This window comes from Enterobacter sp. SES19, assembly GCF_011765665.1.
GTDB classification, from domain to species: domain Bacteria; phylum Pseudomonadota; class Gammaproteobacteria; order Enterobacterales; family Enterobacteriaceae; genus Enterobacter; species Enterobacter pseudoroggenkampii.
On record NZ_CP050320.1, the window covers coordinates 1,526,864 to 1,551,289 of the forward strand.

27 protein-coding genes are annotated in these 24,426 nt (G+C 57.0%); 19 read left to right on the forward strand and 8 right to left on the reverse strand.

Going from position 1 to position 24,426, the window contains the following annotated elements; genetic code table 11:
- Window positions 1-29: 29 nt before the first annotated feature.
- From potG to GXP72_RS07235, 7 genes are all read left to right on the forward strand, one after another.
- Entirely contained in the window at window positions 30-1,163 is a 1,134-nt protein-coding gene (gene potG / locus GXP72_RS07205) for a putrescine ABC transporter ATP-binding subunit PotG (RefSeq protein WP_148768830.1), read from the forward strand.
- A gap of 9 nt (window positions 1,164-1,172) precedes the next feature.
- Window positions 1,173-2,126 carry a putrescine ABC transporter permease PotH gene (gene potH, locus GXP72_RS07210; RefSeq protein WP_208763663.1) on the forward strand — a complete coding sequence of 318 codons (954 nt, stop codon included), beginning with the start codon at window positions 1,173-1,175 and terminating at the stop codon, window positions 2,124-2,126.
- On the forward strand, window positions 2,123-2,968 hold the full coding sequence (potI, locus tag GXP72_RS07215; RefSeq protein ID WP_023310934.1) for a putrescine ABC transporter permease PotI: 846 nt from the start codon (window positions 2,123-2,125) through the stop codon (window positions 2,966-2,968). The genes potH and potI overlap by 4 nt, the downstream gene beginning before the upstream one ends.
- A 65-nt stretch (window positions 2,969-3,033) precedes the next feature.
- Window positions 3,034-3,507 carry a YbjO family protein gene (locus GXP72_RS07220; RefSeq protein WP_024907853.1) on the forward strand — a complete coding sequence of 158 codons (474 nt, stop codon included), beginning with the start codon at window positions 3,034-3,036 and terminating at the stop codon, window positions 3,505-3,507.
- Between the two features lie 40 nt (window positions 3,508-3,547).
- Window positions 3,548-4,675: a 23S rRNA (uracil(747)-C(5))-methyltransferase RlmC gene (gene rlmC / locus GXP72_RS07225; RefSeq protein WP_208763664.1), complete on the forward strand. Its 1,128-nt coding sequence runs from the start codon at window positions 3,548-3,550 to the stop codon at window positions 4,673-4,675.
- Window positions 4,676-4,747: 72 nt separating this feature from the next.
- Window positions 4,748-5,455 carry a response regulator transcription factor gene (locus GXP72_RS07230; RefSeq protein WP_024907851.1) on the forward strand — a complete coding sequence of 236 codons (708 nt, stop codon included), beginning with the start codon at window positions 4,748-4,750 and terminating at the stop codon, window positions 5,453-5,455.
- Window positions 5,439-6,908, forward strand: a complete 1,470-nt coding sequence (locus tag GXP72_RS07235; RefSeq protein ID WP_208763665.1) for an ATP-binding protein — start codon at window positions 5,439-5,441, stop codon at window positions 6,906-6,908. The genes GXP72_RS07230 and GXP72_RS07235 overlap by 17 nt, the downstream gene beginning before the upstream one ends.
- Before the next feature lie 79 nt (window positions 6,909-6,987).
- Here the strand turns inward: GXP72_RS07235 and artJ are convergent, their stop codons facing one another.
- The 6 genes from artJ to GXP72_RS07265 all read right to left on the reverse strand — a co-directional run bounded on the left by artJ (window position 6,988) and on the right by GXP72_RS07265 (window position 11,507).
- Window positions 6,988-7,719 (reverse strand): arginine ABC transporter substrate-binding protein ArtJ, encoded by a 732-nt coding sequence (gene artJ, locus GXP72_RS07240; RefSeq protein WP_208763666.1) that lies wholly within the window; start codon window positions 7,717-7,719, stop codon window positions 6,988-6,990.
- A gap of 172 nt (window positions 7,720-7,891) precedes the next feature.
- Window positions 7,892-8,560 (reverse strand): arginine ABC transporter permease ArtM, encoded by a 669-nt coding sequence (gene artM, locus GXP72_RS07245; RefSeq protein WP_208763667.1) that lies wholly within the window; start codon window positions 8,558-8,560, stop codon window positions 7,892-7,894.
- A complete protein-coding gene (gene artQ, locus GXP72_RS07250) occupies window positions 8,560-9,276 on the reverse strand; it encodes an arginine ABC transporter permease ArtQ (RefSeq protein ID WP_024907846.1) in 717 nt (238 codons plus the stop codon). The genes artM and artQ overlap by 1 nt, the downstream gene beginning before the upstream one ends.
- Before the next feature lie 6 nt (window positions 9,277-9,282).
- Window positions 9,283-10,014: an arginine ABC transporter substrate-binding protein ArtI gene (artI, locus tag GXP72_RS07255; protein WP_048990934.1), complete on the reverse strand. Its 732-nt coding sequence runs from the start codon at window positions 10,012-10,014 to the stop codon at window positions 9,283-9,285.
- A gap of 19 nt (window positions 10,015-10,033) precedes the next feature.
- The gene (gene artP, locus GXP72_RS07260) at window positions 10,034-10,762 is read right to left on the reverse strand and encodes an arginine ABC transporter ATP-binding protein ArtP (RefSeq protein ID WP_023310942.1); all 729 of its coding nucleotides are present in this window, start codon (window positions 10,760-10,762) and stop codon (window positions 10,034-10,036) included.
- A gap of 226 nt (window positions 10,763-10,988) precedes the next feature.
- The gene (locus tag GXP72_RS07265; protein WP_208763668.1) at window positions 10,989-11,507 is read right to left on the reverse strand and encodes a lipoprotein; all 519 of its coding nucleotides are present in this window, start codon (window positions 11,505-11,507) and stop codon (window positions 10,989-10,991) included.
- Window positions 11,508-11,604: 97 nt separating this feature from the next.
- On the opposite strand from GXP72_RS07265, the gene GXP72_RS07270 reads away from it, so the two are divergent.
- The 3 genes from GXP72_RS07270 (at window position 11,605) to GXP72_RS07280 (ending at window position 13,647) form a co-directional block, all read left to right on the forward strand.
- Window positions 11,605-11,928 carry a heavy metal-binding domain-containing protein gene (locus GXP72_RS07270; protein ID WP_023310944.1) on the forward strand — a complete coding sequence of 108 codons (324 nt, stop codon included), beginning with the start codon at window positions 11,605-11,607 and terminating at the stop codon, window positions 11,926-11,928.
- Window positions 11,925-12,755: an N-acetylmuramoyl-L-alanine amidase gene (locus GXP72_RS07275; RefSeq protein ID WP_061715670.1), complete on the forward strand. Its 831-nt coding sequence runs from the start codon at window positions 11,925-11,927 to the stop codon at window positions 12,753-12,755. Before GXP72_RS07270 ends, GXP72_RS07275 begins: the two co-directional genes overlap by 4 nt.
- Before the next feature lie 268 nt (window positions 12,756-13,023).
- Window positions 13,024-13,647 carry a helix-turn-helix domain-containing protein gene (locus GXP72_RS07280; protein ID WP_148768982.1) on the forward strand — a complete coding sequence of 208 codons (624 nt, stop codon included), beginning with the start codon at window positions 13,024-13,026 and terminating at the stop codon, window positions 13,645-13,647.
- Here the strand turns inward: GXP72_RS07280 and GXP72_RS07285 are convergent, their stop codons facing one another.
- A complete protein-coding gene (locus GXP72_RS07285) occupies window positions 13,648-14,271 on the reverse strand; it encodes a hypothetical protein (protein ID WP_208763669.1) in 624 nt (207 codons plus the stop codon).
- The gene (locus tag GXP72_RS07290) at window positions 14,271-15,821 is read right to left on the reverse strand and encodes an ExeA family protein (RefSeq protein WP_208763670.1); all 1,551 of its coding nucleotides are present in this window, start codon (window positions 15,819-15,821) and stop codon (window positions 14,271-14,273) included. Before GXP72_RS07290 ends, GXP72_RS07285 begins: the two co-directional genes overlap by 1 nt.
- A gap of 300 nt (window positions 15,822-16,121) precedes the next feature.
- Here GXP72_RS07290 and gspC point away from each other — a divergent pair, with 300 nt between their 5' ends.
- The 9 genes from gspC to gspK are packed head-to-tail and all read left to right on the forward strand — an operon-like array spanning window position 16,122 to window position 24,420.
- Entirely contained in the window at window positions 16,122-16,853 is a 732-nt protein-coding gene (gspC, locus tag GXP72_RS07295; protein WP_208763904.1) for a type II secretion system protein GspC, read from the forward strand.
- A 13-nt stretch (window positions 16,854-16,866) separates the two neighbouring features.
- The gene (gene gspD / locus GXP72_RS07300; RefSeq protein WP_208763671.1) at window positions 16,867-18,792 is read left to right on the forward strand and encodes a type II secretion system secretin GspD; all 1,926 of its coding nucleotides are present in this window, start codon (window positions 16,867-16,869) and stop codon (window positions 18,790-18,792) included.
- Window positions 18,793-18,807: 15 nt separating this feature from the next.
- Entirely contained in the window at window positions 18,808-20,286 is a 1,479-nt protein-coding gene (gene gspE / locus GXP72_RS07305) for a type II secretion system ATPase GspE (protein WP_157188833.1), read from the forward strand.
- A complete protein-coding gene (gspF, locus tag GXP72_RS07310) occupies window positions 20,286-21,494 on the forward strand; it encodes a type II secretion system inner membrane protein GspF (protein WP_090417572.1) in 1,209 nt (402 codons plus the stop codon). Before gspE ends, gspF begins: the two co-directional genes overlap by 1 nt.
- 3 nt (window positions 21,495-21,497) lie before the next feature.
- Entirely contained in the window at window positions 21,498-21,947 is a 450-nt protein-coding gene (gene gspG / locus GXP72_RS07315) for a type II secretion system major pseudopilin GspG (RefSeq protein WP_024907836.1), read from the forward strand.
- Window positions 21,947-22,432 carry a type II secretion system minor pseudopilin GspH gene (gene gspH / locus GXP72_RS07320; protein WP_208763672.1) on the forward strand — a complete coding sequence of 162 codons (486 nt, stop codon included), beginning with the start codon at window positions 21,947-21,949 and terminating at the stop codon, window positions 22,430-22,432. The genes gspG and gspH overlap by 1 nt, the downstream gene beginning before the upstream one ends.
- Complete coding sequence (gene gspI, locus GXP72_RS07325; RefSeq protein ID WP_208763673.1) at window positions 22,425-22,805, forward strand: type II secretion system minor pseudopilin GspI; 381 nt, start codon at window positions 22,425-22,427, stop codon at window positions 22,803-22,805. The genes gspH and gspI overlap by 8 nt, the downstream gene beginning before the upstream one ends.
- Window positions 22,802-23,413 (forward strand): type II secretion system minor pseudopilin GspJ, encoded by a 612-nt coding sequence (gene gspJ / locus GXP72_RS07330; protein WP_208763674.1) that lies wholly within the window; start codon window positions 22,802-22,804, stop codon window positions 23,411-23,413. Before gspI ends, gspJ begins: the two co-directional genes overlap by 4 nt.
- Complete coding sequence (gspK, locus tag GXP72_RS07335) at window positions 23,410-24,420, forward strand: type II secretion system minor pseudopilin GspK (RefSeq protein WP_208763675.1); 1,011 nt, start codon at window positions 23,410-23,412, stop codon at window positions 24,418-24,420. Before gspJ ends, gspK begins: the two co-directional genes overlap by 4 nt.
- The last annotated feature ends 6 nt before the right edge of the window (window positions 24,421-24,426 follow it).

Here is a 24,426-nt window from a genome sequence, read left to right on the forward strand (position 1 = left end):
ATGATTTGATCTCTACCGGAGAACACCCCGTGAATGACGCGATCCCCCGCCCGCAGGCGAAAGTCCGTAAAGCGCTGACCCCGCTTCTTGAAATACGTAACCTCACCAAATCTTTCGATGGCCAGCATGCCGTGGACGACGTCAGCCTGACGATCTTTAAAGGCGAAATTTTTGCCCTTCTGGGGGCCTCTGGCTGCGGTAAATCGACCCTGCTGCGTATGCTGGCCGGTTTTGAACAGCCCACTGCCGGGCAGATCATGCTTGATGGCGTGGATCTCTCCAGCGTGCCGCCGTATCAGCGCCCGATCAACATGATGTTCCAGTCTTACGCGCTGTTCCCGCACATGACGGTGGAGCAGAACATCGCCTTTGGCCTGAAGCAGGACAAACTGCCGAAAGCGGAAATTACCGCGCGCGTGGCCGAGATGCTGAGCCTGGTGCACATGCAGGAGTTCGCGAAGCGTAAGCCGCACCAGCTCTCCGGCGGCCAGCGCCAGCGCGTGGCCCTGGCCCGCAGCCTGGCAAAACGCCCGAAACTCTTGCTGCTTGATGAACCGATGGGCGCGCTGGATAAAAAACTGCGCGACCGTATGCAGCTCGAAGTGGTCGATATCCTCGAGCGCGTGGGGGTGACCTGCGTGATGGTGACCCACGACCAGGAAGAAGCCATGACCATGGCCGGACGTATCGCGATCATGAACCGCGGCAAGTTCGTGCAGATTGGCGAGCCGGAAGAGATTTATGAGCATCCGACTACCCGCTACAGCGCGGAGTTCATTGGCTCGGTTAACGTCTTCGAAGGGCTGCTGAAAGATCGTCAGGAGGATGGCCTGGTTATCGAATCGCCCGGGCTGCAGCATCCGCTTAAGGTCGATCCTGATAACTCGGTGGTGGATAACGTGCCGGTCTACGTCGCGCTGCGTCCGGAGAAAATCATGCTCTGTGAGGATCCGCCCGCCGATGGCTATAACTTTGCCGTGGGCGAAGTGGTGCACATTGCCTATCTGGGCGATCTGTCCATCTACCACGTGCGCCTGAAAAGTGGGCAGATGCTCAGCGCGCAGCTGCAGAACGAACATCGCTATCGCAAGGGGCAGCCGACCTGGGGCGACGAAGTGCGCCTCTGCTGGGACGCTGACAGTTGCGTCGTGCTGACGGTATAAGGAGCGATCATGAGCACACTTGAACCTCCAGCCCGCGTAGAAAAGCCGGGCGCCATTGCCGGTTTAATGACGCGCATGCAGATGAAACACGGCCGCAAGCTGGTGATCGCCATGCCGTACGTGTGGCTGATCCTGCTGTTCCTGCTGCCGTTCCTGATTGTTTTCAAGATAAGCCTGGCGGAAATGGCGCGGGCGATACCGCCCTATACCAACCTGCTGGACTGGGCCGACGGGCAGCTGACGCTGACGCTTAATCTCGGCAACTTCCTGCAGCTCACCGACGACCCGCTCTATTTCGAAGCCTATCTGCAGTCGCTGCAGGTGGCGGCGATCTCGACGCTCTGCTGTCTGGTGATGGGCTACCCGCTGGCGTGGGCGGTGGCGCACAGCAAGCCGTCGACGCGTAACATCCTGCTGCTGCTGGTGATCCTGCCGTCGTGGACCTCGTTCCTGATCCGCGTTTACGCCTGGATGGGGATCCTGAAAAACAACGGCGTGCTGAATAACTTCCTGATGTGGCTCGGGGTTATCGATCAGCCGCTGACCATCCTGCACACCAACCTCGCGGTCTATATCGGCATTGTGTACGCCTATCTGCCGTTTATGGTGCTGCCGATCTACACGGCGCTGACGCGTATTGATTATTCGCTGGTGGAAGCGTCGCTCGATCTCGGCGCGCGTCCGTTAAAAACCTTCTTCAGCGTCATTGTCCCGCTGACCAAAGGCGGCATCATCGCCGGGTCGATGCTGGTCTTTATCCCGGCGGTGGGGGAGTTTGTGATCCCGGAACTGCTTGGCGGCCCGGACAGCATCATGATTGGCCGCGTGCTGTGGCAGGAGTTCTTCAATAACCGCGACTGGCCGGTGGCCTCTGCGGTGGCGATTGTGATGCTCCTGCTGCTGATCGTGCCGATCATGTGGTTCCACAAGCATCAGCAGAAACAGATGGGAGATCACGGATGAACAACTTACCGGTAGTACGCTCCCCGTGGCGAATTGCGATCCTGGTGATCGGCTTTACCTTCCTGTATGCGCCGATGCTGATGCTGGTGATCTACTCGTTTAACAGCTCCAAACTGGTGACGGTCTGGGCAGGCTGGTCGACGCGCTGGTACAGCGAGCTGTTCCACGATGATGCGATGATGAGCGCGGTGGGGTTGAGCCTGACCATTGCGGCGCTGGCGGCGACCATGGCGTCGGTGCTGGGTACGATCGCCGCGCTGGTGATGGTGCGCTTCGGGCGTTTTCGCGGCTCGAACGGCTTCGCCTTTATGATCACCGCGCCGCTGGTCATGCCGGACGTGATCACCGGTCTCGCGCTGCTGCTGCTGTTCGTGGCCCTGGCGCACGCCATCGGCTGGCCGGCGGATCGCGGTATGCTCACCATCTGGCTGGCGCATGTCACCTTCTGTACGGCCTACGTGGCGGTGGTGATCTCCTCGCGCCTGCGCGAGCTGGATCGCTCCATTGAAGAGGCGGCGATGGATCTTGGCGCGACGCCGCTGAAGGTCTTTTTCATCATCACCCTGCCGATGATTATGCCGGCGGTGATCTCCGGCTGGCTGCTGGCGTTTACGCTGTCGCTGGACGATCTGGTTATCGCCAGCTTTGTCTCCGGCCCGGGCGCGACGACGCTGCCGATGCTGGTCTTCTCCAGCGTGCGTATGGGGGTCAACCCGGAGATCAACGCCCTGGCCTCTATCATCCTCGGCGTGGTCGGAATTGTCGGATTTATCGCCTGGTATTTGATGGCGCGCGCGGAAAAACAGCGCGTGCGCGATATCCAGCGTGCAAGACGCGGCTGAAGGATTTAAAATTTCCAGTGATGTGCCGCGCATGACGCGGCACTGTTTTTCAGGGAAGTAAAACATTGGGATTATTAAAAAAATCACGTATTACGCACGCGCGTCCTAACGTACCTGCACTGGTTCAGGTGGCGGCGCTCGCCATTATTATGATCCGCTGCCTGGACGTGCTGATGATTCTGAATACCCTGGGCGTGCGCGGCATCGGTGAATTCATTCACCGCAGCGTGCAGACGTGGAATCTGACGCTGGTCTTTTTGAGCAGCCTGGTGCTGGTGTTTATCGAGATCTACTGCGCGTTTTCGCTGGTCAAAGGGCGCAACTGGGCGCGCTGGGTCTATCTGCTGACGCAGATTACCGCGGCGAGCTATCTGTGGGCCGCCTCGCTGGGGTATGGCTACCCGGAGCTGTTCAGCATTGCCGGTGAATCCAAACGCGAGATCTTGCGCGCGCTGTTTATGCAAAAACTGCCGGACATGCTGGTGCTCTTTCTACTCTTCGTTCCGGCTTCCAGTCGGCGGTTCTTCCGCCTGCAATAATGTGTATAATCGCAGCCCTCGTGATTCTTAAGGTTTTCATATGCAGTGCGCACTCTATGACGCCGGACGCTGCCGCTCCTGTCAGTGGATAGAACAGCCGGTCTCTCAACAACTCACCGCCAAAATGGCCGACCTGCAACAGCTGCTGGCAGCGCACGCGGTGGGCGAATGGTGCGCACCCGTCAGCGGCCCGGAGCAGGGTTTCCGTAATAAAGCCAAAATGGTGGTCAGCGGCAGCGTTGAAAAACCGCTGCTGGGGATGCTGCACCGCGACGGCACGCCGGAAGACTTAACCGACTGCCCGCTTTATCCCGCCTCCTTTGCGCCGGTCTTTGCGGCGCTTAAGCCGTTTATCGCGCGGGCGGGGTTAACGCCCTACAGCGTGGCCCGCAAGCGCGGCGAGCTGAAGTACCTTCTGTTGACCGAAAGCCAGATCGACGGCGGCATGATGCTGCGCTTTGTGCTGCGCTCTGAAACCAAGCTGGCGCAGCTTCGCGCGGCGCTGCCGTGGCTGCAGGCGCAACTCCCGCAGCTGAAGGTCATTACGGCGAATATTCAGTCGGTGCATATGGCGATTATGGAAGGGGAGAAAGAGATTTTCTTCACCGACCAGCACGCGCTGGCGGAGAGCTTCAACGGCGTGCCGCTGTGGATCCGCCCGCAAAGCTTCTTCCAGACGAACCCGACCGTGGCAAGCGGCCTGTACGCTACCGCCCGCGACTGGGTTCGAGCGTTGAACGTTCACCACATGTGGGATCTGTTCTGCGGCGTGGGCGGGTTTGGCCTGCACTGCGCGACGCCGGAGATGCAGCTCACCGGGATTGAGATCTCTGCCGAAGCGATTGCCTGCGCGAAACAGTCTGCCGCCGAACTGGGGTTAACGAACCTGCGCTTCCAGGCGCTGGACTCCACGCAGTTCGCGACCGGCCAGGGCAACGTGCCTGAGCTGGTGCTGGTCAACCCGCCGCGCCGCGGCATCGGCAATGCGCTGTGCGACTACCTGAGCCAGATGGCGCCAGAGTACATCATCTATTCCAGCTGCAACGCGCAGACCATGGCGAAAGACATTGCGCACCTACCGGGCTATCGCATTGAACGCGTTCAGCTTTTTGATATGTTCCCGCATACCGCGCACTATGAAGTGCTGACGTTGCTCGTAAAATCTTAAACAAAATGTGAACTCTTCATCCCGGCGAAATCAGGTAAGCTTACGTCATAAGAAATGAATGAAGGCTTACTCATGAAGCAGATCCTGCTGGTGGAAGACGACCACGATATCGCGGCGCTTCTGCAACTCAATTTAGAAGACGAAGGCTACGCCATCACCCACGAGCCCGACGGGGGCAACGCCCTGCAGCGTCTTGAAAAACAGCCGTGGGATGCGGTGATCCTCGACCTGATGCTGCCCAACGTGGACGGTCTGGAGATTTGCCGCCGCATCCGTCAGATGACGCGCTACCTGCCGGTGATCATCATCAGCGCCCGCAGCAGCGAAACCGACCGCATCACCGGGCTGGAAACCGGCGCCGACGACTATCTGGCTAAGCCGTTCTCAGTGCAGGAATTAATTGCGCGCATCAAAGCGCTGTTTCGTCGTCAGCAGGCGATGGGGCAGGCGCAAACCGACGGACACATTCAGGCCCACGGACTGACCATCGATCCGCTGGCGCGCAGCGTGCTGCTTCACGGCCAGGTGGTGGACCTCACCCCGCGCGAGTTCGAGCTGCTGTACTTCTTTGCCCGTCATCCCGGCGAGGTGTTTTCCCGTCTGGCGCTGCTGGAGCAGGTCTGGGGCTACCAGCACGAGGGCTACGAACACACCGTTAACACCCACATCAACCGCCTGCGCATTAAGATTGAGAAGGACGCCGCCGAGCCGGAGATCATTCGCACCGTCTGGGGCAAGGGCTATAAATTTGCGGAGCCAAATCATGATGCGCCGCTTTAGCCTGAGCCAGCGCCTGACGCTGCTCTTCATCCTGCTGATGATGCTCTGCGCCGCCGTCGCCTGCGCGGTACAGCTCTACAGCAGCATGCAGTACGGTAACGCGATGGTGCAGCGTTTGTCGGGTGGGCTGGCGCAGCAGATCGTCCAGCGCGAACCGATTCTGGACGCGCAGGGCCGGGTCGATCGCAGCGCGTTGAAACCGCTGTTTAGCCGGCTGATGACCTTTAATCCGAGCGTTGAGCTGTACGTTATCTCTCCTGACGGCGATATCCTCGCCGATGCCGCACCGCCGGGTCATATTCAGCGGCAAAAAATCGACCTGGCGCCGGTGCAGAGCTTCCTGAGCGGCACCGCCATGCCGGTACTGGGCGACGATCCGCGCAGTCAAAATCAAAAAGTCTTCAGCGCCACGCCGCTACGGCAGGACGGCGAGCTGAAAGGCTATCTGTACATTATCTTGCAGGGCGAGGAGTCAAACGCTCTGGCGGAAATGGCCTGGCACAAGGCGCTGTGGAGTACCGTCCTGTGGTCACTGCTGTGGGTCGCGCTGTTTGGGCTGCTGGCAGGGCTGCTGGTCTGGTACTGGGTTACGCGTCCGGTCAAACAGCTGACGGTGGAAGTGGCCGGGCTGGAGCAGGACAGCATAAGCGCAATCAGGCTGCTGGCGGCACAGACGCCGGACGCGGCGGCAAAAGATGAAGTGGCGATCCTGCGCAACAGCTTTATCGAGCTGGCGCGCAAAATCACCCGCCAGTGGGATCAGCTGGCCGACAGCGATCGCCAGCGCCGGGAGTTTATCGCCAACATTTCGCACGATCTCCGCACGCCGCTGACCTCGCTGCTGGGCTATCTGGAAACCCTTTCGCTAAAATCCGCCACGCTGACGCCGCAGGAGCACCAGCAGTATCTCGCCACCGCGCTGCGTCAGGGGCAAAAAGTCCGTCATCTTTCGCAGCAGCTGTTTGAGCTGGCGCGCCTTGAGCACGGCGGCATTAAACCCCAGCGCGAACGGTTCGCGATGGGAGAGCTGATTTCCGACGTGGCGCAGAAGTTTGAGCTCACCGCCCGCACGCGAGAGGTCAATCTGCATATTGACGTGCCGGGGCCGCTGCCGCTGATAAACGCCGATGTGTCGATGATCGAACGCGTGGTGACCAACCTGCTCGATAACGCGATGCGCCATACGCCAGCTGGAGGGGAAATTCGTCTGGCGGTCTGGCAGGAGAATGAACGGCTGCAGGTCGAAGTGGCTGACAATGGAACGGGCGTGGATGCCTCGCTGCGCGACGATCTGTTCCAGCGGCCATCGGCGCTCAATACCCAGGCGTCGAGAGAGAATCGCGGCGGGTTGGGGCTGTTAATCGTGAAACGGATGCTGGAGCTGCACGGCGGTGGGATCAGGCTGATGGAGTCGGTGAGCGGGGCACGGTTCAGGTTCTTTGTGCCGCTTTGAGAAATTGCCGGGTGGCGGCTTCGCCTTACCCGGCCTACAGACTACCACCCCCGTAGGCCAGGTCACCCGGCAAAAAAGGTTACTGCGGGAACCACTGCTCGCTGATTTTCTGGTACGTACCGTCCGCTTTAATCGCTTTCAGCGCGCCGTTCAGTTTTTCCAGCAGGGCTTTGTTATCCGGACGTACCGCGATGCCGAGGCCCGTACCGAAGTACTGTGGATCGGTCACTTTCTCCGTTGCGGTGCCCAGCTGCGGGGTGGTTTTCAGCCATTCGTTCACCACGGCGGTATCGCCGAAGACGCCGTCGATACGGCCATTTTTCAGGTCGATAATGGCGTTCTGGTAGCTGTCATAGGCCACGGTTTTCACTTCCGGATGTTTGTCCTGCAGGTATTTCTGGTGCGTGGTGCCGTTTTCCATCCCGATGCGTTTGCCTTTCAGCTGATCGAAAGAGGTATAAGCGCCTTTCTTTGCAATCACCACCGCCGAGTTGGCGTAGTACGGGTCGGTGAACGCGACCTGCTTGCTGCGCTCAGGCGTGATGTCCATCCCGGAGATCACCGCATCGTATTTTTTGAACTTCAGCGACGGGATCAGGCTGTCGAAGGCATGGTTGGTAAAGGTGCAGTCGGCCTGCATCTGTTTGCACAGCGCTTTCGCCAGATCGATATCGAAACCGACGATCTGGTTGCTGGCATCCAGCGACTCAAACGGCGGATAGGTGGCGGACACGCCGAAATTGATTTTATCCGCAGCGGATGCGCCAGCGGCGAAGGTGGCGAGTAATGCGGCCAGAACTAACTTTTTCATTGTAATGCTCCCGTCTGTCTTATTGATGCGCCGTGTCTGCGGCCTGGATGTACAATGCCAGTTAATGAATTTGTATGCAATAAAAATGATTAAATATTGTGTTTGTTACAAAAAAAGCGGATAACCCATCAGGTTACCCGCTTTATGAATACCGTTTTATGCATTCGCGTGGTTAATTTCTGCGCTCAAACGCTAACGCTTTACGCTCGATCAGGCGCATCATCAGCGTCAGCAGACCGTTCACCGCCAGGTACACCACGCCCGCCGCGCCGAACACCATTACGTCATAGGTGCGTCCATACAGCAGCTGTCCGTGACCCATCACTTCCATAAGGGTGATGGTGTAGGCCAGCGAGGTACTTTTGAACACCAGCACCACTTCGTTGGAATAGGAGGAGAGGGCGCGCTTAAAGGCGTACGGCAGCAGGATCGCCAGCGTGTCTTTCTTGCTCATGCCCAGCGCCCCGCAGGACTGCCACTGGCCTTCCGGGATGGCGCGGATCGCCCCGTAGAACAGCTGGGTGGTATAGGCCGCGCTGTTCAGCGAAAGGGCAATCAGGGCACACAGCCACGGCTCAGAGAGCAGATGCCAGATAACCGGGTAGTCCTGCAGCGACGGGAACTGGCCCGGGCCGTAGTAAATCAGGAAGATCTGCACCAGCAGCGGCGTACCGGTGAACAGGGTGATGTAACCGCGCACAATCCACACCAGCACCGGCGTTTTCAGCGTCAGGATGATGGTGAAGATAAGGGCCAGGATCAGCGCCACGATAATGGACGCCACGGTCAGCGTCAGGCTGGTGTGCAGCCCTTTCATCAACTCGGGAAAGTATTCAAGCATCAGCCTGGTCTCCGTTCAAAGCGCGTCGCACGCAGGTCAATACGCTTGAGGATGTACTGACTGAGCAACGTGATCACCAGGTAGATCGCCGCCGCCACAATGTACCAGGTAAACGGCTCCTGGGTACGGGTGGCGATGCTTTTGGTTTGCAGCATCAAATCGTTAACGCTGATCAGGCTCACCAGCGCGGTATCTTTCAGCAGCACCAGCCACTGGTTGCCGAGCCCCGGCAGGGCATGACGCCACATCTGCGGCATCACCAGACGGAAAAAGATGGCGGATTTCGACAACCCTAGCGCCTGACCCGACTCCCATTGCCCCTGCGGCACGGCTTTCAGCGCACCGCGCAGGGTTTGCGACGCGTACGCGGAGTAGAGCAGGGAGAGAGCAATCACGCCGCACAGGAACGGGCTGACGTCGAAGTTATCAATCTGCATCTGCACCGGGATCTGCGCAAAGCCGAGATTGAGGGTGAAGCCGTCAGACAGCGTGAGCAGCAGCTGCGAAGAGCCGAAATAGATAAACAGGACCACCAGAATTTCCGGTAGCCCACGCAGCACGGTGACCAGCGCGGAGCCTGTCCAGGCGACGGGGAACCATTTCGCGGATTCCCACACCGCAAAGAACATCGCCAGCACGAGGCCGATAATCAGTGCGCAAACGGCAAGGCCGACGGTCATCCCGGCGGCGCTTGCTAAAGGAAAAATTTCATTCATCAGGAATTACTTCTGGAACCATTTTTTGTAGATGGTTTCGTAGGTGCCGTCTTTCTTCACTTTTTCCAGCGCAGCGTTGAATTTCTGCTGCAGCTCAGTGTTGCCCTGACGAACGGCAATCCCCAGACCGGTACCGAAGTAATCCTTATCGGTCACTTTGTCGCCCACTGGCGCCAGCTTGTCGTTGGCTTTCAGCCACTCGGTCACGACCGCGGTATCACCGAAAACGCCGTCGATACGGCCATTTTGCAGATCCAGCTTCGCGTTCTGGTAGCTGTCATACGGAACGGTGGTGATTTCCGGATGCTTATCCGTAATGAATTTCTGGTGCGTGGTGCCGTTCTGCACGCCGACTTTTTTGCCTTTCAGCTGATCGACAGAGGTGAATTTACCTTTCTGACCAATGAACAGGGCGGAGTTGTCGTAGTAAGGGGTGGTGAACAGCACCTGCTTTTCACGCTCCGGGGTGATATCCATACCGGCCATCACGGCGTCGATACGGCGGAACTTCAGGCTTGGGATCAGGCTGTCAAACGCCTGGTTGCTGAAGGTACAGGTCGCATCGATCTCTTTACACAGGGCGTTAGCCAGGTCCACGTCGAAGCCCACAATTTTGTTGTTCGCGTCGATGGACTCAAACGGAGGGTAAGAGGCTTCCGTGGCAAAACGAATGGTCTGGGCTGCGGTAGCGGAAAGGGTAACGCCAGCAAGCAGCACGGCAAGTAATACTTTTTTCATTATATTTCCCCTGACACAATCAATGAGATAAATAGTTTTTGAAGGCATCGGTTTGCGGGTTCGCGAAGCAGCTCGCATCACCTTGCTCAACGATATAGCCGTTTTCCATGTAGACCACACGGCTGGCGGTTTTACGCGCCACTTCCACTTCGTGGGTGACGATGACCTGCGTAATGTTGGTTTCCGCCAGCTCGCGAATAATGCTCACGATCTGGGCGGTGATTTCCGGATCCAGCGCCGCGGTGGGTTCATCAAACAGCAGCACCGCAGGCTCCATCATCAGCGCACGGGCAATGGCCACACGCTGCTGCTGACCACCAGAAAGATGCAGCGGATAGCGGTCGCTGTAGGGCTTAAGACGCAGGCGGTCCAGCAGCTTTTCGGCACGCGCAATGGCCTGATCCTTGCTTAACCCCAGCACGCGGCACGGGGCTTCAATCAGGTTTTGCAGGACGGTCAGGTGCGGCCAGAGATTGTATTGCTGGAAGACCATGCCGACGTTTTGACGCAGCTCACGAATCGCTTTATCAGACGGCGTTTTCGCGAAATCAAAATGGTTACCGGCAATCGCCAGCGTACCTGAACGGGGCATTTCAAGCAGATTAAGGACACGCAGAAGGGAGCTTTTGCCTGCACCGCTTGGGCCAAGCAAAACCAGCGTTTCGCCTTCCGGGCAGTTCAGCGTGATGTCAAACAGCGCCTGGTGTGCGCCGTAGAAGCAGTTAATGCCGTTTAGTTTAATACTCATCGGGGCAGTCTTTACTCATCCAGGCAATCTATAGCAATTGAGGCCGCAGATAGTACCGTTGACAGAATAGTTATGCAATATTTCTGCGTTAAAAGTTAAATATAACCCGTATTTCCTCTTAAACATAGCACAAAATAGCGAACGGCAAGGTCGGCGAGTATAAATGTCGGCATTCCGCATGAAATGCCGCACATTTTACGGGGGTTACCAGGGAATATCGGCGGATTTAGCGATTCTCAATCGACTGGCGAAGCGTGCCTGCCGGGGCATGAACGCTGCCGCCCACGTAGCGTACGTCGTCCACTGCCCAGCATTGACCTCCACGGATCATCAGCACTTCATCCTGCCAGGTTTGGGTTCCCTGCGTCAGCTTCACGCGCAGCGGAATATTACGGGCGTCCGTATTCGGGATGGTTGACGCGCTCGCCACTTCGGCGCTGTCCGGCAGGGTGGTGCGGCTGGAGAACGGATCGGATTTCAGCAGGGCGTTATGCTGTGGATCGCGGGTGGCGTCGTTAAGCAGTTTTGCCAGGCCATCGCTCAGATACGGGCGCAGCCCGGTGAGGTCGTTGCTGCGGTGCTGAATGCGATAATCATAGAACTGCTGCGCCACGGTGTCCGGGCCGCCCTCTATGCAGGGGCCGCTGCGGGTACCGATATCCTTAAAGGCTGGCGTGACCGTGGTGGTACAGGCGCTGAGCACCAGCGCGCAGGGCACTAAAAGTGTTAAAGCAGAATAGCGCATGTTGATTTCCTTATTTATTAACTATCCTTTCAATCATAGCGTAACGAACCGATAATGCTGTGCCTAAGGCATTGAACGCTAAAGAAGGAGAGAAACCATGCAGTTTTCAACAACGCCAACCCTGGAAGGGCAGACAATAACCGAGTACTGCGGCGTGGTCACCGGCGAAGCGATTCTCGGCGCCAATATCTTCCGTGACTTTTTTGCCGGTATCCGCGATATCGTGGGGGGCCGCTCGGGTGCATACGAAAAAGAGCTGCGCAAAGCGCGCGAAATCGCCTTTAAAGAGCTTGGCGAGCAGGCGGAAGCCCTCGGCGCCGATGCGGTCGTGGGGATCGATATCGACTACGAAACGGTCGGGAAAGATGCCAGCATGCTGATGGTGAGCGTAAGCGGTACGGCGGTGAAAACCCTTCGATGAGGCGTTCGTTTGCCACAATCCTGCTGGCGCTGCTGCTGGCAGGGTGTGCCGCGGAAAAGGGAATCATCGATAAAGGTGCCTACGAGCTGGATACGCGTCATCAGGCTCAGGCGGCTTACCCGCGCATCAAGGTGCTGGTTATCCACTATACCGCGGATGATTTTGACAGCTCGCTGGCCACGCTGACGGATAAGAACGTCAGCTCTCACTATTTGATCCCGGCTAAACCCCCGGCACCGGACGGTAAGCCGCGCATCTGGCAACTGGTGCCCGAGAGCGAACTGGCCTGGCATGCGGGCATTAGCTTCTGGCGCGGCACAAACCGCATCAATGATACGTCTGTCGGCATTGAGCTGGAGAACCGCGGCTGGCAAAAAACATCGGGCGTTAAGCGCTTTACCCCGTTTGAGCCTGCGCAAATTGCGGCGCTGGTGCCGCTCGCCAAAGATATTATTACCCGCTACAACATCAAACCTGAAAACGTGGTGGCCCATTCGGACATCGCGCCGCAGCGCAAAGACGATCCCGGCCCGCTGTTCCCGTGGCGACAGCTTGCTCAGCAGGGCATTGGCGCATGGCCCGATCCGGCGCGCGTCGCGTTCTATATTAACGGGCGTCCGCGCTATCAGCAGGTGGAGACCGGGGCATTACTCGATCTCCTCGCGCGGTATGGCTATGAGGTGCCGGTTGACAGCACCCCTGCGCAGCAAAAGCGCATCATCACGGCGTTCCAGATGCATTTCCGGCCTGACCTGTGGAACGGTATTGCGGACGTCGAAACGATGGCCATTGCCGAAGCGCTTCTGGAGAAGTACGGGCAGGGGTAATCCTTCGGACTACCCCGAATGCCTTAACGCATTCTGATTTTCTTCAGATTAATCTTAAGTACAAACTCAATTCATTTTTAGTTAATTGACTTAAAATTATCCGGATTTAAGATAGACACATAGCTTGCTAATTAATATAGCAAATAAATATATCGCATTTATTCTTTATTTCTCTCATTGAGAATTTCACAGGAACATATTCAGGGCTTAAGGCTTTTTTGCCCTATGCCTGCATTTTTAAATTTCACATCTTAAATCGGGTATAACAATGTTAAGCATCTATGCAAAAAAATTACGTCCGCAATATGAAATGGAAGCCATTATTTCTGCTACATCAGGTTTTGAAGAGAAGATCTTAAAGAAATGGCAGAAACTCTCCACGTCCGATTCACAATATATTCATATTATCGTCAGCGGTGAAGTTGAATTCCGACGCGAATCCGACGAACTGTGTATGTTCACGGTAACGGGCCAGTGCATTTTTGGCCTCTCGTCGATGTACTATAACGCAACCCATATGTACGGCCTCATTCGCGCTAACACTGTGGTGCGCTCAATCAAAAAAGAGGTCTTCGCGCAGCTGATGACCGATAACAATTTATGGCCTGAACTCACCAAAGTGCTGGCCTGGTACATCTGCATGCTGAGCAAACGTGACGATGTGCTGGTTGCCCGCAGCGCTTATTCTGTAGTGCGCGAGTTTTTATACGAGATTAATGAGCTGATTGTTCATCATCAGCGTGATATCAATATTTACGATTATATTCAGGAATATACCAATCTGGCGCGCAGTACCATCATTAAAATCCTCTCCGACCTCAAAAAAGGTCAATATATTGTGGTGGAAAAAGGTCGACTCCTTAATCTGAACACATTGCCTGAAAAATACTAACTATTCCAGCCGATCTCCTTTTTCACTCAAAGGAGATCGGGATCCCACGTTATGTTGCACTCTCGTCTGCGAATTATCCTGCGTTTCATCCACCGGTGGCGCGGGAATTTTGCCTTGCGAATAATCTTGCTCCTGTTCTTTTAACGCCTGCTTAAACAACTCGGTTAAAGAAGCATCCTCACTGCCTGTACTGGCGGGCGCGACATCATGCGCTTCGGTGCCGGGTAACGTATCCCGCGACGTATCGTGCGGTTCCGCGCCGTCGGGCGCTTGCTGCCAGTCGGCATCGTCGCTGTTAATCGGCAGATCCTGCATGGCAGGGATGTCTGCCTGCACCGGTGCGGGTTTCGGATGCGGGAACGGCTTGCTCACATACACGTAGTGCATATCAGAAAGCTGCGTTTCAGGTTTCGCGACGCTCGCTTTTGTTACCGGTTCCGGCGCAGGATGACGCAGATTCCAGTAAGTATGCGCGTACAGGCCCGCCGTCAACATGACGCACAGACCCAACATCCCTAAAAAGGCGTTGCCGACGATTTTTCTCAGGCTGGGGAGGCGATACGAAAACCAGACCGCCTCCCCGGTAGCGTAGCTGCGCTGGGCCGCAAGACAGATGGTAGACATCAGGCTTTCTTCTCCTGCATTTTCGGGGAGGTCTGGATCAGCACGCTCGGCGTGGAATGGGTTTCACGCATTAACTGCATCAATGTATCTTCCCCTGGAATGCCATCCACATGCAGATGCATTTTTTGCTGGAACTCGCGGGTGCGTTTCATCATCTCCGTTGTCCAGGTCCGGGAATGGGTTTCCGGCTGGTTAAGGGCTACGCTCAGCTGCTGGTCAAGCCAACCCATGTCCTTCGCATCGCTGGCGCCGCTGATGACGTCTTTACCTTCCGGCGTCAGGCGGTGCAATTGCGTAAAGTTGCCGGTGGCATGCTGGTTAAACCAGCTGCGGCTTACCTGCCAGGTACGGTTGTTCATCAGCAGGTCGAGTGAGTTATCCCCGACGCGGGCGACCACGGCATAATTGAGGTGGTTGCCGGTTTTCAGTTCACTTACCCACGGATACCCTTCCTGCGCCAGCGCGTCCGGTGAGGCGTTACCCTGCCTGCACATCAGGTTCACCTTTGCGGCGTTTTGACACAGGGCATCGTCCGCTGAGGCGTCATACCCCCACATCAGATAGAGCTGATGCATGGCATCCGGCTGATTGACCATTTCATTGTCGATAACCGGCACCACCGGGGCCTGAACATGTGGCGTCTGCTGTTTCCAGCTAGCAGGCACCGGGAGCTGAACCGGAAGTTTTGCACCGATCGAGGAGGTCAAATACCAGCCGCAGGCGGCAAACAGCACGGATGCGAACAAACCGACGGTAGCCAGGCGCTTACCGTGTTTTTTCGCAGGCAGCGTCTCGCCGGAGGCCAGACGTAAATGACGCGGGCTGACCTGATCCGCACGCTCGGTCCAGGCGGCGAGCATCGACAGGTGGGCCAGCTCGTTCAGCTTGCTGATATTCCCTCTGGTCAGCGTATGCATCTTGCGCACGCGCGCCGGGGTTAACGGTGAGCTCTCGCATCCGTGCTCTTCACACTGCGCCTCAACGTAGCGGAGAGATTCCCGGCAGGTAAGAGGACGCAGGCTGTGACGGGTATGCGCATATTCACGCAGCTCGGGCTGCTGCATCAGGACGGCTTCCCGATCCGCTGCGCCCATCAGCACGATGGAGAGGCAAAACCCCAGCTCCTGGGCGCGCGTCAGTAGCATAGCCAGCACCTCCTGACAGGTGTCCTTCATGGCTTCGGTGTGGCTAATCACCAGCACTTTCGTCCTGGTTTTTCCCCCTTGCCACTGGTGCAGGATGGTATCCACCGCCTGAAGCCGGTTTTTGCTCTCTTTCGTTCCCGGGTTGAGTTTATACAGCAGACTACTGGCACTCAGTTTTGGAAACGCGTTAATGGCAAAAACGTCAGGATTAGCGGATTTCAGGGCGTCGCTGAACTGACCCAGCAGCGGGGCATCGTCAGCAAAGAGCCCAATAATCCCCGCCTGTTGGGTTTTCTCTTTCAGCAGGTTGAATACGTCCTGATGATAAGGCACCAGAAAATCCCCGGATAACCCGGTTATTTTCCGAAAGGGCGGGTTTTTAAAATTAAAGTGGCTTTGATACATAACGACTTACCGTCTCTGATTAGGAATAGCAACAGGACGAGAAAGTAAAGCAACGCTATAGGGTGGTCAATTTGCGCACAGGGTAAAAATATCCTGCCGATGAGGCCTAACATCTGGATTTTATGCGGTCAATATTTTTCTGTATGAAAGTTAGCGGCAAAGTGAGTGGTCGTTTTTACAGCGGGAAATTACGCTTTGCTCACATATTTGCGCAGCGCGACGCTGCTTATTTTCGCTTTGCTAAAGGCCAGATGAAAAATGAGGTTCTCATTTCTGTCACGGTGGGTAACGCCTTGCATTATATTTGTGCTGTCAATTTTTTGCGGCCAGCAAGGGTATCTGACGTTTAAAGATTATAAAAAAGTTACGAATAAGTTGGCTAACGCTGATGCGCAGCCGCTGAAAACGCGTCGTGATGAAAAGACATTCACCCTTTTCACGGCGGCCGTGCGTCAGGACAACCTGCCCGCCGCCGCGAAAGTCCCGCTGGCAGCGGAGATCGAAGGTATTGTGCGCAGCGATGACGCCTGGCTTTCTTTCGCCGTGATCAAAACGCCGGGTGGTCAGAAGAGCTACCGTGAAGGCGAGCCGCTGACCGGTTTTAACGATGCCTATATTCAGGAAATTAACAAAGACAATGTGGTGGTTAATTACGAAGGTGCTACGCAGGTACTGGCATTAAATAAACCTGATTATTTTAAGGGCGGCGTTGACAGCGGCCCGGTAAGCAAATCGACGAAAGATGCAGGCGCGGAAAGTGTGCATCTGAATGATTATCTGGTGTTAAAGCCGTTAATCGAAAAAGGCCAGCTGGAAGGCTACAACATTAATCCAAGGAATGCCTCTTCCTTCTACAGCCATTCAGGGCTCGAAAAAGGTGATGTGGCGGTAAAAGTGAATTCTGTCGATATGACCGATGAAGCAAAGGCAAAAAGTATTATTGCCAACTGGTCGAAAATGAAAGAGGCGGAGGTCGTCGTCAGACGTCACGCTCACCTTGAAAATATTCGGGTTAATGTTCTAAACAATTAACAAGTGTACAGACATGAAGAAATTTCCCTGGGCGTGCGTGGCGCTGACCGCATTGTCGTTATATTCAAGTTCGCTGCTTGCAGCCAACTTTAGCGCGAGCTTCAAAAATACCGATATCCGCGAGTTTATCGATACGGTAGGCCGCAATCTGAATAAAACCATACTCGTCGATCCGTCCGTGCAGGGCTCGGTGTCGGTGCGAACCTACAACGTGCTGACGGAAGATGAGTATTACCAGTTCTTCCTGAGCGTGCTGGATTTGTACGGCCTGTCGGTGATCCCGATGGACAACGGTATGATTAAAGTAGTGCGTTCCAGCGTGGCCCGTACCGCCGGCGCGCCGCTGGCAGACAGCAAAAACCCGGGTAAAGGTGATGAGATCATCACCCGCGTCGTGCGCATGGAAAATGTGCCGGTACGTGAACTTGCCCCGCTGCTGCGCCAGCTCAACGATGCCACCGGCATCGGCAACGTGGTGCACTTTGAACCGTCCAACGTGCTGCTGTTGACCGGTAAAGCCTCGGTGGTGAACCGCCTGGTGGATCTGGTTCAGCGCGTGGACAAAGACGGGATTCAGCGCCGCGAGATCGTGCCGCTGCGCTTTGCCTCCGCCAAAGAGCTCTCCGACATGTTGAACAACCTCAACAATGAAGAGCAGAAGGGGCAGAACGCGCCGCAGCTGGCCACAAAAGTGGTGGCGGATGACGAAACCAACAGCCTGGTGATCAGCGGCTCGGAAGATGCGCGCATGCGTACCCGCTCTCTGATCCATCAGCTGGACCGCGAGCAGAACAACGAGGGGAATACCCGCGTCTTCTACCTCAAATATGCCAGCGCCACGAAGGTGGTGCCGGTTCTGACCGGGATAGGTGAACAGCTGAAGGACAAGGCCAGTACGCCGAAGGCGAAAACCGCCACCGCGTCCAGCGATCTGAACATTACCGCCGACGAGGCCACCAACTCGCTGGTGATCACCGCTCAGCCTAACGTGATGAACTCCCTTGAGAAGGTGATCGACAAGCTCGACATCCGTCGTCCGCAGGTGCTGGTGGAAGCGATCATTGCTGAAGTGCAGGACGGTAACGGCCTGGATCTCGGCGTGCAGTGGACCAGCAAGCACGGCGGCGTGCAGTTCGGCTCCACCGGCCTGCCAATCAGCCAGATTAAAAACGGCACCATGAAGGGGGCGAGCTTCACCGGCCTTGCGACCGGCTTCTTTAACGGCGATTTCGGGGCGCTGATGACCGCGCTCTCCACCGACGGCAAAAACGATATTCTCTCCACGCCAAGCGTGGTCACGCTGGATAACAAAGAGGCGTCGTTCAACGTCGGTCAGGACGTGCCGGTGCTTTCCGGCTCCCAGACCACCAGCGGCGACAACGTCTTTAACTCCGTTGAGCGCAAGACGGTCGGGACCAAGCTGAAAATTGTGCCGCAGATCAACGACGGCGACATGATCCACCTGAAGATTGAGCAGGAAGTCTCCAGCGTCGACAACAGCGCGACGGAAGATGCCAGCCTCGGCCCAACCTTCAACACCCGTACCATCAACAACGAAGTGATGGTGCACAGCGGGCAGACGGTGGTGCTCGGCGGCCTGGTGGAGAACGTCACCAAACAATCGGTCTCCAAAGTGCCGCTGCTGGGCGATATCCCGCTGGTCGGCCAGCTGTTCCGCTATACCTCGCAGGATACGTCGAAACGCAATCTGATGGTGTTTATCCATACAACCGTGCTGCGCGACGACGACAACTACAGCGCGGCGTCGAAAGAGAAATATGACCAGATCCGCGCCCGCCAGCAGCAGCGCGTGGAAGAGAAAAAACTCGGCATTATCGAACCAACGGATAACGCGGTACTGCCCGCGTTTCCCGTCGACGCCAGCGCCGCGCCGGTAAAAACCAGCGCCAGCACACCGCGCAATCCGTTTAAACACTAAGGCGGTGAGGGCACCGTGGACGAACTGACTAAAACCCTGTGTAGCAGCAGCTACGCAAAAGATAACGGCGTTCTGTTTTACAACAACGACGTCTATATCCGTGATAACACCCCGGCGTTAGCACTGCTGGAAGTGCGCCGGGTGCTGGGACGCGCGTTCGTCCCGGTGACCCTGACATCTGAAGCCTTTGACGAGCTGCTGGCCAAGATCTGGCAGCAGAGCAGCGGCGTTTCGCAGCAGCTGGTGGATGATATGGACGCGGATATCGACCTGATGGCGTTAACCGAGGAGATCCCGGATAACGAAGACCTGCTTGATAACGACGAGAACTCGCCGGTGATCCGCCTGATCAACGCCATTCTCGGCGAGGCGGTGAAGGACGGCGCGTCGGATATTCATATCGAAACCTTCGAGCGCACGCTGAGCATTCGCTTCCGCGTTGACGGCGTGCTGCGCCCGGTGCTGCAGCCGGCGCGCAAGCTGGCACCGCTGCTGGTGTCTCGCATCAAGGTCATGTCGAAACTGGACATCGCCGAGAAGCGCCTGCCGCAGGATGGCCGTATCTCTCTGCGCATCGGCCGCAAGGCCATCGACGTGCGCGTCTCGACCATTCCGTCCCAGTACGGCGAGCGCGTGGTCATGCGCCTGCTCGATAAAAGCAACCTGAAGCCCGACATCAACAAGCTGGGCCTGATTGATGAAGAGCTGGAGAAGTTAAAAGGGCTGATTGACCGCCCGCACGGCATCATCCTGGTCACCGGGCCCACGGGCTCCGGGAAAAGTACCACTCTGTACGCCATTCTCTCGGCGCTGAACGGTCATGAGCGCAACATCCTGACCGTTGAAGACCCGATTGAATACGAGCTGGAAGGGGTGGGGCAGACGCAGGTTAACCCGCGCGTGGACATGACCTTTGCCCGCGGGCTGCGCGCCATTCTGCGTCAGGACCCGGATGTGGTGATGATCGGAGAAATTCGCGACGGCGAAACCGCGCAAATTGCGGTACAGGCCTCGCTTACCGGTCACCTGGTCATGTCTACGCTGCACACCAACAGCGCCGCCGGGGCGATAACCCGCCTGCGGGATATGGGGCTGGAGTCGTTTTTAATCGGTTCATCGTTGCTCGGTGTCATTGCCCAGCGTCTGGTGCGTCGGCTGTGTAGCCACTGCCGGATCACCAGTCCGCTGGATGACAATGAAAAAGTGCTGTTCAGCTTTATGGACGCGCCGCCGAAAGCGATCTATCGCGCAGTGGGCTGCGAGCACTGCCGCCAGAGCGGCTATCAGGGCCGTGCCGGTATTCATGAATTTCTGGTGGTGGACAGCACCATGCGCCGCGCCATCCATGAAGATAAGGACGAAATGTCCATCGAAACGCAGCTCTTTAAGCAGGCCTACAGCCTGCGCGAAAACGGGCTGCTGAAGGTGATTAGCGGCATCACCTCTCTGGAAGAGGTGATGCGCGTCACCGCCGAGCGTGGAGGGGATGAGTAATGGCCTTCTACGCCTGGACGGCAACGGATGCGGCGGGCAAAACCCGGCGCGGCACGCTGCAGGTCGAGGGGCAAAAACAGGTTCGCCAGTGGCTTCGCGAACAAAAGCTAATGCCTGTCAGCATCACCGAAACCCGCGAAGCGGCGGTGTCCGGGAAAGCAAAGACCGGGGCTAAGCTCTCCACGCCGGTGCTGTCGATGTTTACCCGCCAGCTTTCCACGCTGGTCAACGCCGCGCTGCCGCTGGAAAGTGCGCTGAAGGCCATCTCGAAGCAGACGGAAGACAAAAAGCTGGCGGCGATGGTGGTGGAGATCCGTGAAAAGGTGGTGGAAGGGCACACGCTGTTTGACGCCTTCAGCCAGTTCCCGCGCACCTTCGACAAGCTCTACTGCACCCTGGTGATGGCCGGTGAAAAGACCGGTCACCTGGGCGACGTGCTGGAGAAGCTGGCGGAGTACAACGAGCAGCGTCAGAAGATGAAAAGCAAGCTGACGCAGGCGATGGTCTACCCGATTACCCTGACGGTGGTGGCCATCGCGGTGATCGGCATTCTGCTGGTGGCGGTGGTCCCGCAGGTGATCGAGCAGTTCACCCACATGAAGCAGCAGCTGCCGATCACCACCCGCACGCTGATCGCAGTGAGCGATTTCCTGCAGGCGTACGGCATCTATATTGTCGGGATCCTGGCCGGTGGGTTTATCGGCTTTAAGACCTGGCTCAGAAATGCCAAAAACCGCTTTCGCTGGCACAGCTGGCTGGTGAACGGCTCGCCGATTAAAAAGCTGATGTGCGCCATCAACAGCGCCCGCTATATCCGAACCCTGAGCATTCTGCAGGCCAGCAGCGTGCCGCTGCTCGAAGGGATGTATATCGCGATGGACGGTATCGAAAACCTCTACGCCCGGCAGGTGCTGGAGCAGGCCGCCGATACCGTGCGCCAGGGGGCATCTTTATATGCCGCGCTTGAACAGGCGAAATTATTCCCGCCGACCATGCTGTACATGATTGCTTCCGGCGAAGAGAGCGGGGAGCTCGGCAATTTAATGGACCGCGCGGCGGAAAACCAGGAGTCGGCATTACAGCATCGAATTACGTTAACGCTGTCGGTATTTGAACCGGCGCTGGTGGTCTCTATGGCGACGATTGTTTTATTTATCGTGCTGTCAATATTACAGCCGCTTCTGCAACTTAATAATATGGTAGGTTAAATCATGGCTATAAAACGTAAAAACCTGGCTCGCCAGGCGGGCTTCACCTTGCTCGAATTAATGGTGGTGATCGTTATTCTCGGCGTTTTAGCGAGTATGGTGGTACCAAACTTAATGGGCAATAAAGAAAAAGCGGATACGCAAAAAGCGACCAGCGATATTGTCGCGCTCGAAGGCTCGCTGGATATGTATAAGCTCGATAACCACCGCTACCCGACAACAGAGCAGGGCCTGCAGGCGCTGGTGACCAAGCCTGAAATCGCACCCATCCCGAACGGCTACCGCGCTGACGGCTATATTCGCCGCCTGCCGCAGGACCCGTGGGGAAACGATTATCTGCTCGTCAGCCCGGGCGAACACGGCGCCGTAGACGTCTTTTCTGCCGGTCCAGACGGCGAAGCCAATACCGCCGATGATATTACGAACTGGTCTCTGGATAAGAAAGAGAAATAATGAAAAATCAACGCGGCTTTACGTTGCTGGAAATTATTCTGGCGCTGGTGATATTTGCCAGCTGCGCCATGATGGTGGTGTCAACAATACCCTCACGCAGCGGTGCGGATATATTTGGCCAGCAATTAAAAGCCCTCGTTGATTATGGTTCAGACCGCGCGGTAATGGACGGAAATATCGTTGGGCTGGTAATCACCACCGATAAATATCAGCTGGTCACGCTCGACGATAAAAATGGCGTGCGTCACTGGGTGCCTTTATCTGCCGGACGAATTACCACCAAAGGCGATTTTCCGCAGGAGATGCATGTATCGCTGTCGCCCCAGCGCCTGGCGGCCACCGTCGAGGCCGATCCCCAGATCCTCTTTCTGCCGGACGGTGAGATTGGCCGCTTTACGCTGACGCTGCAAAGCTACGACAAACAGCACCATTTCCGCGTGGTGTCGCAGGGCGCGGCCCCGGTATCGGTAGAGAACGATGACTAAAGGCAAGGTTAAGCAGAACGGGATGACGCTGCTGGAGGTGATGGTCGCGCTGGTCATCTTCTCCACCGCCGCGCTGGCGCTGATGAACTCGGTCTCTCTGAACGTGCGTTTTACCCACGGGCTGGCCGACACGCTGCAGGCCAGTTGGGTGGCCGAGAACCAGCTGGCGGAAGCGCAGCTCGCGAAAACCGACTTCCCGGATGCTGAGGAGCAGGGAACGGAAATCATGGGCGGGCGAAGCTGGAACTGGCGCAAGCAGCGGGTCAAAACCGCCGACAAGGGCTGGGCTAACGCGATTCGCGTGTATGCGGAAGGCGACGACAGCCAGCCGGTAATTTCGCTGCAGATCGTTGGGCCAGGAGAGAGCCAGTGAAGAGAACCCGACGCCAGCGCGGTTTTACCCTGCTGGAGATCATGATTGCCCTGACCATTTTTGCGGTGATCAGCACCCTGGCCTGGCAAATTCTGGACGGGGCGATGCGCACCAGTTCGGCCACCGACGCCAGCGCGGCGAAGCTCAATCAGCTGCAGCGCGCCTGGAACCTGATGGAACGTGATTTCTACCAGTTGCAGGCGCGCGCGCCGCGCAACGAGCCGGATCTGTTCCGTCAGGTGGACGATGCGCTTGAGCTGACCACGCTGAACGGCGTGAGCGGCACGGTCCAGCTGGAGCGCGTGCGCTGGCGGCTGGAACAAGGGCATCTGTATCGCGACGTCTGGCCGGTGATTGACGGCCCGGCGGACGCGAAACCCGACGAGGTGCCGATTGTCAGCGACGTGAAATCCCTGCAGTGGCGTTTTTACCGTCAGGGCTGGCAGAAAAGATGGAGCGACCCGGCGCATCTGCCGGACGGCGTGGAGCTGACGTTGACCATGGAAAATGGCGATACCTGGCGCTGGGTCTTTACGACGCCGGGCGATCTGCCTGAAGCGGCTGCACCTGAAAACGCCCCCGTACCGCCACCGGAAGCAAAATCATGAGTGCATTGCGTAAACAGAAAGGCGTAGCTCTGCTAGTGGTGCTGATCCTGCTGGTGATGATGTCGGCGCTGGCTGCCAAAATCAGCCAGCAGTTCTGCCGCAACCTGCAAAAAACGCATTACCAGGTAAGCCAGCAGCAGCTGCGCTGGGCGATGCAGGCCCAGGAAAAGGTGGCGAAGGACCGGCTGCAGGCCGACGCCAGCGGGGAAAGCAAAGCGCTCTCCCCCGACGGCGACTGGCATCAGCCGCTGGAAACCCGGGGCGAAGACTACACGGTGGTCGGCCAGGTGGAAGACGCGCAGGACTGCTTTAACGTCAACAACCTGCTGGCGGTCGAGAAAGTTGCCCAGGGGCAAAACCCCCCGGCGGTGCCGGAAAAGCCCCGCAGAGAACAGATTGTTGAACAGCTTCTGACGCAGAGCGGCCTGAGCCAGACCAATGCGGAAGAGGTGTATCTGCAGCTGGTGGACTATCTCGATGGCGACACGACGACGGCCAAAGAGGGCGCTGAGACCGATGCCTGGGCTGGCGTGGTGCCCGCTCGCCAACCGGCGAACCAGATGATGCGCACCATTGCCGAGATCACGCTGCTGCCCGCATTTCCGGCTGCCGCTTACCCGAAGGTGAGCAAGCTGCTGTGCGCGCTGCCGGACGCCGCCAGCAAGGTGGATGTGAATACCCTGAAACCGGAGCAGGCCGCCTTACTGGCCGCGCTGTTCCCGGGAAAACTCAATGAAGATGATGCCGTTCGCCTGATTGAATCGCGTCCTGAAACCGGCTGGGAAAGTATGGAAACCTTCAGCAAAGCGCTGGAGCAGGCCTTCCCGCAGTTGAAAGACGACCTTCCGCAGGTGGCCGACTATCTCTCCATTAACAGCCGGTATTTCCGCGTCAATTATACCGGCAATACCGATGAATTAACGCTTCGCGTGGTGAGCCAGCTTCAGGTCAATAACGAAGCCGGTGAGATCGTGACGTGGCAGCGCCGTTACCGAATGATTGAATAAGAAAAG

Bases quoted from the DNA above. Each gene is read 5' to 3' on its own strand.
- GXP72_RS07265 (WP_208763668.1), bottom strand. From the start codon at position 11,507: ATGCGCTATTCTGCTTTAACACTTTTAGTGCCCTGCGCGCTGGTGCTC.
- artQ (WP_024907846.1), bottom strand. From the start codon at position 9,276: ATGAATGAAATTTTTCCTTTAGCAAGCGCCGCCGGGATGACCGTCGGC.
- gspI (WP_208763673.1), top strand. From the start codon at position 22,425: ATGACTAAAGGCAAGGTTAAGCAGAACGGGATGACGCTGCTGGAGGTG.
- GXP72_RS07230 (WP_024907851.1), top strand. From the start codon at position 4,748: ATGAAGCAGATCCTGCTGGTGGAAGACGACCACGATATCGCGGCGCTT.
- potI (WP_023310934.1), top strand. From the start codon at position 2,123: ATGAACAACTTACCGGTAGTACGCTCCCCGTGGCGAATTGCGATCCTG.
- gspH (WP_208763672.1), top strand. From the start codon at position 21,947: ATGAAAAATCAACGCGGCTTTACGTTGCTGGAAATTATTCTGGCGCTG.
- GXP72_RS07290 (WP_208763670.1), bottom strand. From the start codon at position 15,821: ATGTATCAAAGCCACTTTAATTTTAAAAACCCGCCCTTTCGGAAAATA.
- rlmC (WP_208763664.1), top strand. From the start codon at position 3,548: ATGCAGTGCGCACTCTATGACGCCGGACGCTGCCGCTCCTGTCAGTGG.
- gspD (WP_208763671.1), top strand. From the start codon at position 16,867: ATGAAGAAATTTCCCTGGGCGTGCGTGGCGCTGACCGCATTGTCGTTA.
- gspK (WP_208763675.1), top strand. From the start codon at position 23,410: ATGAGTGCATTGCGTAAACAGAAAGGCGTAGCTCTGCTAGTGGTGCTG.
- GXP72_RS07270 (WP_023310944.1), top strand. From the start codon at position 11,605: ATGCAGTTTTCAACAACGCCAACCCTGGAAGGGCAGACAATAACCGAG.
- GXP72_RS07235 (WP_208763665.1), top strand. From the start codon at position 5,439: ATGATGCGCCGCTTTAGCCTGAGCCAGCGCCTGACGCTGCTCTTCATC.
- gspF (WP_090417572.1), top strand. From the start codon at position 20,286: ATGGCCTTCTACGCCTGGACGGCAACGGATGCGGCGGGCAAAACCCGG.
- artP (WP_023310942.1), bottom strand. From the start codon at position 10,762: ATGAGTATTAAACTAAACGGCATTAACTGCTTCTACGGCGCACACCAG.
- GXP72_RS07280 (WP_148768982.1), top strand. From the start codon at position 13,024: ATGTTAAGCATCTATGCAAAAAAATTACGTCCGCAATATGAAATGGAA.
- GXP72_RS07275 (WP_061715670.1), top strand. From the start codon at position 11,925: ATGAGGCGTTCGTTTGCCACAATCCTGCTGGCGCTGCTGCTGGCAGGG.
- gspG (WP_024907836.1), top strand. From the start codon at position 21,498: ATGGCTATAAAACGTAAAAACCTGGCTCGCCAGGCGGGCTTCACCTTG.
- potH (WP_208763663.1), top strand. From the start codon at position 1,173: ATGAGCACACTTGAACCTCCAGCCCGCGTAGAAAAGCCGGGCGCCATT.
- artI (WP_048990934.1), bottom strand. From the start codon at position 10,014: ATGAAAAAAGTATTACTTGCCGTGCTGCTTGCTGGCGTTACCCTTTCC.
- GXP72_RS07285 (WP_208763669.1), bottom strand. From the start codon at position 14,271: ATGTCTACCATCTGTCTTGCGGCCCAGCGCAGCTACGCTACCGGGGAG.
- artJ (WP_208763666.1), bottom strand. From the start codon at position 7,719: ATGAAAAAGTTAGTTCTGGCCGCATTACTCGCCACCTTCGCCGCTGGC.
- artM (WP_208763667.1), bottom strand. From the start codon at position 8,560: ATGCTTGAATACTTTCCCGAGTTGATGAAAGGGCTGCACACCAGCCTG.